The sequence below is a fragment of the Chlorobaculum sp. 24CR genome, from assembly GCF_004118635.1.
Taxonomy (GTDB): domain Bacteria; phylum Bacteroidota; class Chlorobiia; order Chlorobiales; family Chlorobiaceae; genus Chlorobaculum.
Map to the genome: position 1 here is coordinate 1 of NZ_SDGU01000018.1, position 13,083 is coordinate 13,083.

The 13,083-nt window shown below is 58.4% G+C and carries 9 protein-coding genes, 1 tRNA gene and 1 riboswitch; of the genes, 2 read left to right on the forward strand and 8 right to left on the reverse strand.

Annotated elements, in window-relative coordinates; translation table 11 throughout:
• Positions 1-228 (reverse strand): hypothetical protein (locus EST62_RS13625; protein WP_209019405.1); only part of this gene is annotated, 228 nt, incomplete at its 3' end.
• Positions 229-636: 408 nt separating this feature from the next.
• On the opposite strand from EST62_RS13625, the gene EST62_RS03875 reads away from it, so the two are divergent.
• Complete coding sequence (locus EST62_RS03875) at positions 637-1,515, forward strand: class I SAM-dependent methyltransferase (protein ID WP_129050797.1); 879 nt, start codon at positions 637-639, stop codon at positions 1,513-1,515.
• 41 nt (positions 1,516-1,556) lie between these two features.
• On the opposite strand, the gene EST62_RS13390 is transcribed toward EST62_RS03875, so the two are convergent.
• Both EST62_RS13390 and EST62_RS03880 read right to left on the reverse strand, forming a co-directional pair.
• Positions 1,557-1,772, reverse strand: coding sequence for a hypothetical protein (locus EST62_RS13390; RefSeq protein WP_167599165.1), 216 nt, complete (start codon positions 1,770-1,772; stop codon positions 1,557-1,559).
• Positions 1,757-1,990: riboswitch (cobalamin riboswitch) on the forward strand. (Overlaps the previous gene by 16 nt.)
• A gap of 7 nt (positions 1,991-1,997) precedes the next feature.
• Positions 1,998-2,192 (reverse strand): hypothetical protein, encoded by a 195-nt coding sequence (locus tag EST62_RS03880; RefSeq protein WP_129050798.1) that lies wholly within the window; start codon positions 2,190-2,192, stop codon positions 1,998-2,000.
• 46 nt (positions 2,193-2,238) lie between these two features.
• On the opposite strand from EST62_RS03880, the gene EST62_RS03885 reads away from it, so the two are divergent.
• Positions 2,239-4,332, forward strand: a complete 2,094-nt coding sequence (locus EST62_RS03885) for a TonB-dependent receptor (RefSeq protein WP_129050799.1) — start codon at positions 2,239-2,241, stop codon at positions 4,330-4,332.
• 531 nt (positions 4,333-4,863) lie between these two features.
• Here EST62_RS03885 and EST62_RS03890 read toward each other — a convergent pair.
• The 5 genes from EST62_RS03890 to gltB form a co-directional block, all read right to left on the reverse strand.
• Positions 4,864-4,937: transfer RNA gene (locus EST62_RS03890), tRNA-Val, on the reverse strand.
• 50 nt (positions 4,938-4,987) lie between these two features.
• Positions 4,988-6,307 (reverse strand): ATP-dependent Clp protease ATP-binding subunit ClpX, encoded by a 1,320-nt coding sequence (clpX, locus tag EST62_RS03895; protein WP_129050800.1) that lies wholly within the window; start codon positions 6,305-6,307, stop codon positions 4,988-4,990.
• 187 nt (positions 6,308-6,494) lie between these two features.
• On the reverse strand, positions 6,495-6,764 hold the full coding sequence (locus tag EST62_RS03900) for a DUF4404 family protein (protein ID WP_129050801.1): 270 nt from the start codon (positions 6,762-6,764) through the stop codon (positions 6,495-6,497).
• 64 nt (positions 6,765-6,828) lie between these two features.
• The gene (locus EST62_RS03905) at positions 6,829-8,304 is read right to left on the reverse strand and encodes a glutamate synthase subunit beta (protein ID WP_129050802.1); all 1,476 of its coding nucleotides are present in this window, start codon (positions 8,302-8,304) and stop codon (positions 6,829-6,831) included.
• 36 nt (positions 8,305-8,340) lie between these two features.
• Positions 8,341-12,945, reverse strand: coding sequence for a glutamate synthase large subunit (gltB, locus tag EST62_RS03910; protein WP_129050803.1), 4,605 nt, complete (start codon positions 12,943-12,945; stop codon positions 8,341-8,343).
• Between the last annotated feature and the right edge of the window lie 138 nt (positions 12,946-13,083).

Genomic DNA, 13,083 nt, shown 5'->3' on the forward strand with positions numbered 1-13,083 from the left:
GCTCAACGGCATCCACTTTAAACTGCTTGTCAGTACTGACGACGTGGCGTATGATGGCTTCTTTTTGTGTCTATCAAAATGTAGCAAGCCCACTAACTTGTTGCTATGTTGATAATTAGGCCCTGCCAAGCCAATCGACAGGCGGTCAAACAGCAGTGCATCGCCGCAGCCTGGGGTGATCCCATCCGACGGATATTTTCGATGCGGCTCGCCAGTCGGCAGCGCCATTCGAAACGGCGCAAAAAAGCTGGTCGAACAGCCGACCCGGATTCATCACCAGAAAAATGACCGAGACAGCCGTCATGCTGCTCTCGGCCGACCATATCGCCGTTGCGCTTGGCCGAAGTTGCCTTTGACCGCATCGCGGATGCCTCGCTTTTTGGACCAGTTCCGGTTCTCTCGCGTCCGGTAAAGCTTGTCGGTACGCACCGATTCGGGATAGTGTCCACTTTTTCGTTACAGGTTCAACGTAGCCGCAGTGCTGAACGAATTACTCAATGCACGTGTAGATTGGTTACTGGTTGCCTCTTCAGTTTTTACCACGCCCGATCATCTGGGCGCATTCACAGGTTAAGAGGCTCATCGACGGACGGTGAACATGATTCGGGCGGCTTCATCGGAAAACAAATCATCACCATGTCAGACGACACGATAGATCGTTTTTTTGGATATCTGAACTGGCTTTTCAATCCATTCCACGGGTTGAAAACAACGGAAGTCTATGACTTGATTGGCACCTCTTCTCTTACCGAGAATGCGCTTTATCTGAATCTCGGCTATTGGCGGGAGGCGAATACCATTGATGAAGCCAGTGAAGCGCTTGCGCTGCTGGTGGCCAAAAGAGGCGGCATGGGGCCGGGCGATACCGTCCTGGATTGCGGGTACGGTTTTGGCGATCAGGACATCCTCTGGATGAGGAACATGAAACCCGAAAAAATCATCGGGCTGAACATTACGAGCTCCCAGGTCGAGCGCGCCCGGAAGAGTGTTGCCGATGCGGGTCTCGAAAAATCAATCGATCTGAGAGAAGGCTCGGCAACCGGGATGCCCATTGATAATGAGTCCATCGATCTGGTTGTTTCCGTGGAAAGCGCTTTCCATTACAGAACCCGTGAGGACTTTTTCAAGGAAACATTCCGCGTTTTGCGTCCAGGCGGAAGGTTGGTGACAGCGGACATTGTGCCGACAGAAAACTCCGATAACCCCTTCAGACGAATAGAACAATGGTTTTCGTGGAACCTTGTGGCAGGAAAATTCAATATTCCGCAAGACAACTACTACGTAATCCCTTCCTACCAGGACAAGCTCTCCAAAGCCGGATTTGCGCATATTGATATCAAATCCATCCGTGACGATGTCTATGAACCGCTTCATGAGTATCTGGCAAAAAACCGGACATTTGTCGGCAAGATGCATCCGCTTGCAAAGATTATGGCGCAATTAACCCTTAATCGTTCTGCAGAGAGTGTCTATGCCGGTCTGGACTATATCCTTTCTTATTCCGAGAAGCCATAGCCTGAAGCAAGCGGCGAGGTAGGCATCGGGTTTCGCCTCTTTCAGGAGTTCCATAGCTCTTCAAAACCTGCTCCGCCTTGCACCAGCACCGTGTTGAGCACGGCAAGCGCCGCAGATTTGGAGTGCGGAGCGATGTCGATGGCGCTTCCGGCGAAGCTGCCGGTTTCCGTCAGATTCGAGATCCACTTTTTTCGGAGACTTTTGGAGGCGAACCGTTTTTTGCCAATATTTCCGCCTGACGGAACGTTCTTTTTCATCCGGTGCCTGTTGCTACAGGGTAAAAGGGAACTGCGTGAAAATCGCAGACTGTGCCCGCAACTGTCATCGCCAAATGGACGCGACCTCTCCTCAACCGGTCGCATCCGGGTAAGGCCATCGAGCCACTGCAAGTACTCCTCCCAGGACAAACGCGGGAAGGCGGCTTTACCGAAAATTGGCGAAAGTCAGGAAACCTGCCGGATGATTATTGCATGAGCATAAGCTCAGAGCCACGGGAAAATGGCTCCGCGATAAACCCAAAACTCCCGATCTGTAAAGAGATTCATCGACCACCGCTGGCGCATAACTGTGCGGGGCACCATCGCCCCGTTCAACACGAAGGCCGAAGGCATTGGCATTGCGCGCGCCGTCTTGGCGACCAGGCCTTTCAGCTCACCGGTTCCAGGCGTTTTGGCCATGCGTGCGGTCGATGATTGTCGTTTACCAACCATCACCAAACCCACCATGTCCGTGAACAACTCCCCGTTTCTCGTCAAACGCCACCTCAAAGCGCTTGCCGCGCTCATGCTCCTGGCGACTCCGACCGCTCGTGCGGAATCTCCGAACCACCATCAATCCGGCGAGATCGTCGTCACCGCAACCAGGACGCCCGAAGATCCGTGGTCGCTTCCGGAAAACATCGAAACCATTCCGCAGGAAACCATCCGCGAAGAGAGCGTTGAGAGCATCGCGGGACTGCTCGACAATGCCTCCGGCGTCACCATCAATGGCAGCGGCCTCTGGGAAACCATTCCGACCATCCGGGGCTTTGGCAGCAACCGGGTGCTCGTGCTGATCGACGGCGACCGGGAGAGCAACCTCTGGGCCGGGCGCGATCCGCTCACCCCGTTTATCGACACCGGCACCATCGAGCGCATCGAAATTCTCAAAGGCCCGGCCTCCGTGCTCTACGGCTCCGATGCGCTCGGCGGCGTCATCAACATCATCACCCGCCAGCCCGCCTTCACCGAGAGCGGCGCGTGGCAGTTCAAGCCATCCGCCACTGTCGGTTACAGCTCGAACGACAACGGCAAGTACGGCAACCTCGTGCTCGACGGAGCGAACGAAAGCGTCGCCATCCGGCTCGAAGCCTCGTCGCGTGACCACGGCAGCTACAAGGATGGCAACGGAGAGAGGGTCGCCAACAGCCAGTTCGAGGGGATGAACTACGGCCTGTCGGCGCGATGGAAAATCGATGAGCGCAATGAACTCAGCGCATCGTACCGCCGAAGCGACATCGACGACATGGGCGTTCCGCAAAAAGATGGCGCGGCGTGGTCGCACTTCACCACCTTCGAGACCGACACCTGGAAAATCGGCTGGCACGCAACCGACCTCGGCCCGGTCGCCGACCTGCAATTGCGGGGGTGGATCGTCGATCAGAAGCGGGTCTTCGACGGCAACATCACGAGCAGTGACGGCACGAAATATTCGCTGAAAGGCAACACCATCGGCACCGGAGCGCGGGGCGCGTCGCTCCAGTTGACCTTCGAGCCTGGCGAAGACAACACCCTCGTCGGCGGCATCGAATACGTCAGGGAGGAGGCGCAATCGTCCGAAACCGCCTCGACCTTCAAGGTCTCGAACGACGCGCTGGTGCAGGTGCTTACCTTCCCGCCGGTTTCGCCTGACGCGCACCGCAACCATGTCGGGCTGTTTGTTCAGGATTCGCAACGCTTTAACAGCGGAGCGCTGCTGACGGGAGGCGTCCGCTACGACTACTTCGCCGCCGACGCCGAAGATGCCGTATTCACCAAAACCACAAGTGGCGGCACCACAACGGCAACGAACGTCTTCAGCGACAAATCGGACGGAGCCGTCACGGCAAGCCTCGGCTATCTCCATCCGCTCTCGTCGCATCTGAACGCAAATATCAACTTGGCGACCGGCTTCAGGACACCGGACTTGTTTGAGCGCTTTTCGACAAGGGGCAGCAACCCGATCATTCTCGGCAACCCCGATCTCGAACCGGAATACTCCTGGAACATCGATGGCGGCCTGAAGATGAAAAGCGAAACGGTCAGCGGCGTTGTTTCGCTCTTTTATTCGCGCGTTGATAACTACATCGATCTCTTGGCCCAGACCGAAACCTTCAACGGCGTTCCTACGGAAAAATACGTCAACATCCCCGAAGCAGAACTCTACGGATTTGATGCTTCCGCCTCCTGGCAGGTCAGCGACCACCTCACGCTCTTCGGCGGCATTTCATCGGTCATCGGCAGAAACAGGGACAGCGACCAGCGCCTCTCCACCATCCCGCCAACCAACGGCAAAGTCGGCATCCGCTGGGACAGCAGCTATGCTAGCAGCGGTTCGTGGTGGTTCGAGATCAACAGCGAACTCTACGCCGATCAGAACCATCCGGCAGAAGGAGAAGAGGCGACCCCCGGCTATAGCCTCGTGAACCTCAAAACCGGCATCCGCTTCTCCCAAAACGTCACGCTTGCACTCGCCGTCAACAACCTGTTCGACAGAACCTACCGCAACCACCTCAACATGGCCGACTTCCTCTACGAACCCGGCATCAACGTCAAAACCTCGCTGAGCGTAACGCTGTAAAAAGCAAGAGGCTGTCTCGAAAACAACATCGAGACAGCCTCAGATTTTTGGGGGATTCGGGTGTGGGTTAGATCAGGCTGAAATGATTTCTTAGCAACGAGATAACAACCCACACACCCGTGCCTTTTTGCCTGATGAACAGAAATGCAACTCGTCGGCCTTTCTGTCGATACAAAGTCTTGTCGAGAAACATGATCTTCTCAAAGGACAGGTACTTATTCTTGCTTTCTATTTCGTCTATCTGCTCGACCTGATAGTTCGGATTTTCTGTTGTCATAAATTTCGAGATAAAAAAGAGTGCCCCCCTTTCCGCTCTTTGGCGTTCAACACCCGGTGTTTGAGCGTGAGTCTCATTTATGCCTCCTCAAAATGCGTACCAATCTGTTTTCGCGCGTCGCACATACGTCGCAAAAACAATAGAAAAAAGGCTGAATAACACTCAAAAACGCGGAAAATGGGGCTTTTTTCGGGCTTTTCGGGGAAAAGAAAAAGCCCTGTAAGTTGTTGTCTTACAGGGCTTTAGAGGGGATGTGGGCGGTAGAAGATTCGAACTTCTGACCTCTACCGTGTCAAGGTAGCGCTCTAACCAACTGAGCTAACCGCCCCTTTGAGAAGGCCCTAATATAGGACTTTCCCGGTTGAATCCAAATTCTTTTTATGCGATCTTGCGCTCTTTTCCATCCTTCTTTTCATACACCGGCCCGCCGGTTTTGTCGATGGTTTCGGCGGTGATGACGCACTTTTGCACATCCTTGCGGGTGGGCAGTTCGAACATGATGTCGATCATGACGTTTTCGAGCACGGAGCGCAGGGCGCGCGCGCCGGTGCCGCGTTCTATGGCGATTTCAACCACCCGGTCGAGCGCTTCGGCGGTGAATTCGAGTTCGACGCCGTCCATCTCGAACAGGCGCTTGTACTGCTTGACGAGCGCGTTTTTCGGCTCGACGAGGATGTTGCGCAGGGCGACGGCGTCGAGCGGCTCAAGGACGGACATGATGGGCAGACGTCCGATAAACTCCGGAATGAGGCCGTAGTCGTGCAGATCGTCCTGCGTGACCAGCTTGAGGATTTCGGGATCGTAGCCGGTCTGCTTGTCCTTGACTTTGGAGCCAAAGCCCATCGAGGATTTGGAGACGCGGCGAGCGATGATTTTGTCGAGGCCTTCGAACGCTCCTCCGCAGATGAAGAGGATGTTCTTGGTGTTGATGTTGATGAGCTGCTGCTCCGGGTGCTTGCGACCGCCTTTCGGGGGAACGCCAACCACCGAGCCTTCGAGAATCTTGAGCAGCGCCTGCTGGACGCCTTCGCCGGAGACGTCACGAGTGATTGAGACGTTGGCCGATTTGCGGGCGATCTTGTCGATTTCATCGACGTAGATGATGCCGCGCTCGGCGCGTTCGAGGTTGAAGTCGGAGGCGTGCAGAAGCCGTGCGAGAATGGTCTCGACGTCGTCGCCCACGTAGCCCGCTTCGGTGAGCGAGGTGGCGTCGGCGATGGTGAAGGGGACTTCGAGCAGGTTGGCCAGCGTTTGGGCGAGCAGCGTCTTGCCGGTGCCGGTGGGGCCGATGAGCAAAATGTTGCTCTTTTCGATCACCACATCATCCGCGGACGACCAGTCGTGGGCATCGATGCGCTTGTAGTGGTTATAGACCGCCACGGCGAGCGATTTCTTGGCCTGCTCCTGACCGATGACGTACTGGTCGAGGGCCTCCTTGATGTTCACGGGGCTTTTCAGGCGAGGCTGGAATGCGGGTTCCGCAGGCTTGTCGGGGTGGCGGATTGCGCTGATCTCTTTGCGCAGAATTTCAACCGAGCTGAGAATGCAGCGGTCGCAGATGAAGGCGCTCGGCCCGGCGACCATGCTGTTGACCTCCTGACTCGTCCGGCCACAGAAGGAGCAGATGACCGGCGGTTCCGATCCGTAACCCTTCCTTCCGCCGCCCTGGCCTTTACGCGGCTCTTTGTCTTTTATCATTTGGTATCGGTTGTGATTGTGCAGCCGTTGCCGACACGTTCACGCTATTGAAATTATTCGGCTGAAGCCTCGAAATTTTTCGTTTCTGACTGAATCAAAGGGCAGTTCCGATCTGTCGGAACTGCCCCTACAACTCTTGTCATTCAGCATTCATAACTCATCATTCATAATTCGGGCACGCGCGCGCCTACAGTCCCATGCGGGCGAGGCTGTCGAGCACGTGCTGAATCATCATGCTGAGCCGGGGATGCTCCTCCTCGAAGTGGCCCACGGCGTCGCTCATGCGCTCCGTGAGGCTCTCCTCCTCCTGGCACGCCTGCGCACCATCCTTGACGAGCTTCGAGATGTCCGCCTTCAGCGTGGCGAGCACCTCTCCGGTCTGCTCATCGACCGTGCCGACCTCTGCGAGTTCCTGATGCAGGGTTTCGAGCAGTTCCCTCAGTTTTTGCTGTTCCATAAAACGTATCCGGAGTTATTCAGCCATTTTCGTTCTCTTGCAACACTCTTGTCTGCCGATTCGTTCACGGCAGGCTGGTGCTGCCCATCAGGAAGCGGTCGCACTCCCGTGCGGCGGCGCGCCCTTCGTTGATGGCCCACACCACGAGACTCTGGCCACGGCGTGCGTCGCCCGCGGCGAAGACCTTGCCGACGCTGGTACGGTAGCTTTTCTCGTCGGCCTTGATATTGCTGCGCCCGTCTTGCTCGACACCGAGCGATTCGGGGAGCTGCGATTCGGGGCCGAGAAAGCCCATGGCCAGCAGCACGAGGTCGGCGGGAATGATCTCTTCGCTACCGGATACCGGTAGCGGGATGTGACGTCCGCCCTCCTGTTTGGTCCATTCGACGCTGGAGACCTCGATCGACGTGAGTTTGCCGCTTTCGCCGATGAACTTCTTGGTCATCATGAGGTAGCGGCGCGGATCTTGGCCCTGCACGGCGGCAGCCTCCTCCTGGCCGTAATCGACCTTGAAGACCTTCGGCCATTCGGGCCACGGGTTGTCGTCCGGTCGGAAGTTGGCCGGACGGGGCATGATTTCGAGCTGCATGACGCTCGCGCACCCCTGACGCAGCGAGGTGGCCACGCAGTCGGTTCCGGTGTCGCCGCCGCCGATCACCACCACATTTTTGCCCTTTGCGGAGAGCGCGGGTTCGGTGCCGTCGAGCACGGCTTTCGTGCTGGCGCGGAGGAACTCCATGGCGAAGTGGATGCCATCAAGCTCGCGCCCCTCGGCATCGAGGTCGCGAGGGTTGGTCGCGCCGGTGCAGAGCACCACGGCATCGTACTCCGAGAGCAGCTTTTCGGCCGGATAGTTTACGCCGACCTCGGCTCCGGTCACGAAGCCGACGCCCTCCGCCTTCATGAGATCGACGCGGCGCTGCACGACCTGTTGCTTGTCGAGCTTCATGTTCGGAATGCCGTACATGAGCAGGCCGCCAGCGCGGTCATCACGCTCGAAGACCGTGACCGTGTGACCGGCCTTGTTGAGCTGATCGGCGGCTGCCAAGCCCGCCGGGCCGGAACCGACGATGGCTACCTTTTTGCCGGTGCGAACGGCAATCTGCTTCGGCTCGACCCACCCTTCGGCAAAGGCGTGTTCGATGATCGAGCACTCGATATTCTTGATCGTGACCGGCGGCTGGATGATGCCGAGTACGCAGGAGCCTTCGCACGGAGCGGGGCAGACGCGGCCCGTAAACTCCGGGAAGTTGTTGGTTTTCATGAGCCGCTCCCAGGCTTCGCGCCAGAAGCCGCGATAAACGTGGTCGTTCCACTCGGGAATGAGGTTGTGAATCGGGCAGCCGGTGGTCATGCCGCCGAGCATCATGCCCGAGTGGCAGAACGGCGTACCGCAATCCATGCAGCGCGCGCCCTGGTCGGCGAGCTGCTCCGGCGGCATCTCTTCGTGAAACTCTTGCCAGTCCTTTATTCTCTCCAGAGGTTCCCTGTCCGCGGGAAGCGCTCTGCGGTACTCCATAAATCCTTTCAGTTTACCCATAGGTCGTAATACGTTGTTCAGGCGACTCGCCCAATTTCAGTTCCCCGAAACACGGGAAGGATCGTGCACGTTCTTTTCGAAGGCGGCCATGACGGCATCGTCACCGGTCAGGCCCATTGCTTCGACCTCTTTCATCGCTTCGACGGCGCGCTGGTAGTCGTTCGGCAGCACCTTGACGAAACGCTGCGAGGCGTTCGGCCACTCCGCGAGCAGGCTCTTGCCAAGCTCGCTGCCGGTCACCGCCACATGCTGCTCGATCTTCGAGCGGAGCCATTCGAGCTCCTCCTTGGCTTCGACCGCCGAGAGCGAGACCATATCCTGATTGCAGCGTCCGGCGAATGCTCCATCGACATCGTAAACGTAAGCCACGCCGCCCGACATGCCCGCCGCGAAGTTGCGGCCTGTCCTGCCGAGAATGATCACCTTGCCGCCGGTCATGTACTCGCAGCCGTGGTCGCCCACCGACTCGACGACCGCCTCCATGCCGCTGTTGCGTACGCAGAAGCGCTCGCCCGCCATGCCGCGAATGAACGCCTCGCCGGAGGTCGCGCCGTAGAAGGCCACGTTGCCGACGATGATGTTCTCCTCCGGCGTGAAGGTCGAGGATTTGTGCGGATAGGCGATGATTCTGCCGCCAGAGAGGCCCTTGCCGATGTAGTCGTTGGCGTCACCCATCAGTTCGATGGTCATCCCTTTCGGAATGAATGCGCCAAGACTCTGGCCCGCAGAGCCGATGAATTTGAGGTGAATGGTGTCATCCGGAAGCCCCTTGCTGCCCCATGCCTTCGTGACCGCATGACCGACAATGGTGCCCGCGACGCGGTTGATATTCTTGATCGGCAGGGTGGTCGAAACCTTTTCGCCCCGCTTGATGGCCGGTTCGCAGATCGCCATGAGCACGCGCATGTCGAGGCTCTCCTCGATGCCGTGATCCTGCGACGTGGTGCAGTACGGCGTATCGTTGTCGCCGGTATCGACCTGGTGCAGAATCTTGGAGAGATCGACCCCTTTGGCCTTCCAGTGGCCGATGGTGCGCGAGGTGGCGAGCAGGTCGGAACGGCCCACCAGCTCGTTGAGCGTACGGATGCCGAGTTTGGCCATGTACTCGCGTACGCCCTGGGCCAGGAAGCGCATGAAGTTCTCGACGTGCTCCGGCTTGCCCCTGAAGTTCTTGCGAAGTTCCGGGTTCTGCGTGGCGATGCCGACCGGGCAGGAGTCGTCCTGGCAGCAGCGCATCATGATGCAGCCCATCACCACCAGGCCGGTAGTGGCGAAGCCGAACTCCTCGGCGCCGAGCATGGCCGCGATGACGATGTCGCGCGCGGTCTTGAGCTGGCCGTCCGCCTCGACGACAATTCGGCTGCGCAGGTTGTTGAGCATGAGGGTCTGGTGCGTTTCGGCCAGACCGAGTTCCCACGGCATACCGGCGTGCATGATGCTCGAAACCGGAGACGCGCCCGTGCCGCCGTCGTGGCCGCTGATGAGCACCACGTCGGCGTGAGCTTTCGCGACGCCTGCGGCGATGGTGCCGACGCCGACCGTCGAGACCAGCTTGACGTTGATGCGCGCCGACGGGTTCGCGTTCTTGAGATCGAAGATGAGCTGCGCCAGATCCTCGATGGAGTAGATGTCATGATGCGGCGGCGGCGAAATCAGCCCCACGCCGGGGGTCGAGTGGCGGGTTTTGGCGACCCACGGATAGACCTTGGTGCCGGGCAACTGGCCGCCCTCGCCGGGCTTGGCGCCCTGCGCCATCTTGATCTGGATCTCCTCAGCGTTGGCCAGGTACTCGCTGGTGACGCCGAAACGGCCCGACGCCACCTGCTTGATGGCCGACATGCGGCTGTCGCCGTTGGCGTCGCGCACGAAGCGCTCCGGTTCCTCGCCCCCCTCGCCGGTGTTGCTCTTGCCGCCAAGGCGGTTCATGGCGATGGCGAGCGTCTCGTGCGACTCCTTGCTGATCGAGCCGTACGACATGGCCCCGGTCTTGAAGCGTTTGACGATATTTTCGACCGGCTCGACCTCGTCGATCGGCACCGGGCGCTCGGAGAAGCGAATATCCATCAGACCGCGAATCGTGCAATAGTGCTCGCTCTGGTCGTCGATGAGCTTCTCGTACTTCCTGAACAGCTCGTAATCGCCCGTGCGGCAGGAGTGCTGGAGGTAGTGAATCGTCTCGGGATTGAAGAGGTGATACTCACCGTCGTGACGCCACTTGCGGTCGCCGCCAGCCTCCAGGCCGCGATTGACCTTGTTGCCGCAGGGCGGGAACGCGGTTTCGTGACGCTGGCGAACCTCCTCGGCCAGCGTGTCGAGACCGATGCCCTCAATGCGCGAAGCCGTCTTGGTGAAGTAGGTATCGACCACCTCGGTGTTCAGGCCGACCGCCTCGAAAATCTGCGCGCCGCGATAGCTCTGCACAGTCGAGATGCCCATCTTGGCCATCGTCTTGACCACGCCCTTGACAATCGCCTTCACGTAGTTTTTGATCGCCTTCTTCTCGTCGTGCGTGATGCGCCCCTCGGAGACCTGCTGGCTGATGGTCTCGAAGGCCAGGTAGGGGTTGATCGCCCCCGCGCCGTAACCGATCAGCATCGAGAAGTGGTGAATCGTGCGCGGCTCGCCCGATTCGACGATGAGGCCGACCTTGGTTCTGAGACCTGCGCTGATAAGGAAGTGGTGGAACCCGGCAAGCGCCAGAAGCGCCGGAATCGGAGCGCGCGACTGTTCGAGTTCGCCCTTGTCGGAGAGAATGATGATGTTGACCCCGTCGTGGTTGATCGCCCTTTCGGCCTGACGGTACAGATCCTGCATCGTCTCCTGGATGCCCTGACCGCCCTCCGCCACGTTGTAGAAGATCGGCAGGGTGATCGCCTTGAAGCCCGGTTTGTCGATGCCGCGAATCTTTTCGAGGTCTTCGTTGGTCAGGATCGGATGAGGAATCCTGATGCGGCGGCAGTTGATCTCATCGGCTTCGAGCAAGTTGCCTTCGGTGCCGATCATGACCGTCGTGGAGGTGACGATCTCCTCGCGGATCGAGTCGATCGGCGGATTGGTCACCTGCGCGAAGAGCTGTTTGAAGTAATCGTAAAGCAGCCTCGGACGGTTGGAGAGCACGGCCAGAGGCGTGTCGTTGCCCATCGATCCGATGCGTTCGATGGCGTTCTGGGCCATCGGCCTGATCTGGAGCGAGAGGTCTTCATGCGTGTAGCCGAACGCCTTTTGGCGGGCGGTGATGCTGTAGTTGTCCTGGTCGGGATTTTGCATCAGTTCGCGATCCGGCAGCGAGGCCAGGTCGATGACGTTGCGCTCGATCCACTCCGTGTAGGGCTTCTCGGCGGCGATCGTTCTCTTGATCTCCTCGTCTGAAATGATGCGTCCTTCGCTGGTATCGACCAGGAACATGCGCCCCGGCTGGAGGCGATCTTTCTTGATGATCTTCTCTGGGTCGATATCAAGCACGCCGACCTCGGAAGCCATCACCACCAGGTCGTCGCTTGTTATATAATAACGCGACGGGCGCAGGCCGTTACGGTCGAGCACCGCGCCGATCTGGATGCCATCGGTGAAGACCACCGACGCCGGGCCGTCCCACGGCTCCATGAGGCAGCTGTGATATTCGTAGAAGGCGCGTTTGTCCGGATCCATCGATTCGTTGCCCGACCACGGCTCCGGAATGACCATCATCGCGGCGTGGGCCATCGAGCGTCCGCACATGACGAGCAGCTCGAAAGCGTTGTCGAGCGTGGCCGAGTCGCTGCCCTCTTCGAGCAGAATCGGCTTGATCTCTTCGAGCGCGCCCTTGAAGATGGAGGAGTGCATGTTCTTTTCACGCGCTTTCATCCAGTTCACGTTGCCACGCAGGGTGTTGATCTCTCCGTTGTGGCTCAGGAAGCGGTACGGATGGGCGCGATCCCAGCTCGGGAAGGTGTTGGTGCTGAAGCGCGAGTGCACCATGGCGATGGCGCTCTCCATGTCCGGGTCTTTCAGTTCGGGATAGAACTCCTCGACCTGCTCCGGATTGAGCATCCCTTTAAAGACAATGGTGCGAGAAGAGAAGCTCGAAGCGTAAAAATAGCTGCTGCCGAGCAAGCCGGAGGTGAAGCGGACGCGCTTGAAAATACGGCGGCGGATGATGTAGAGCTTGCGCTCGAACTCGAGGTCGGTCATGTTGTCGCTGCCGCGGCCAACGAATATCTGCTTGACCACCGGCTCCTGCGCGCGGGCGGTCTGGCCGAGGGTGGCGTTGTTGGTCTTGACCTTGCGCAACCCGATATATTTCTGACCCTCTGCCTGCACCATCTGGCGGCAGATATCCTCGATGGCGCGGCGCTGCGTCAGGTCGGGCGGCAGAAAAATCATGCCGACGCCATACTGACCGGCAGGCGGAAGTTCGATATTCCTCTCGGCGCACACCTTGCGCATGAACTTGTCGGGAATCTGCATCAGAATGCCCGCGCCGTCACCGGTATTTTTTTCGTAGCCGGTGGCTCCGCGATGCTTCATGTTCACAAGAACCTGCAAGCCCTGACGGATGATCTGATGAGACTTGACCCCCTTGATGTTGGCGACAAATCCTACACCGCAGGCGTCATGCTCGAACTGTGGATCGTACAGCCCCCCTTCATGCTTTGCTTTCATATTTTCAGGCACATCAATTCAGAAAAATTCAAAAAAACGGGACGTTCCTCTTTCAAAGGGCAGAATATAAGGTATTGAACAGAAAATTCATTACCCTTTGCCCTCGCCCCGAAAGCCGGGGAGTTCCGTTTCAACCCT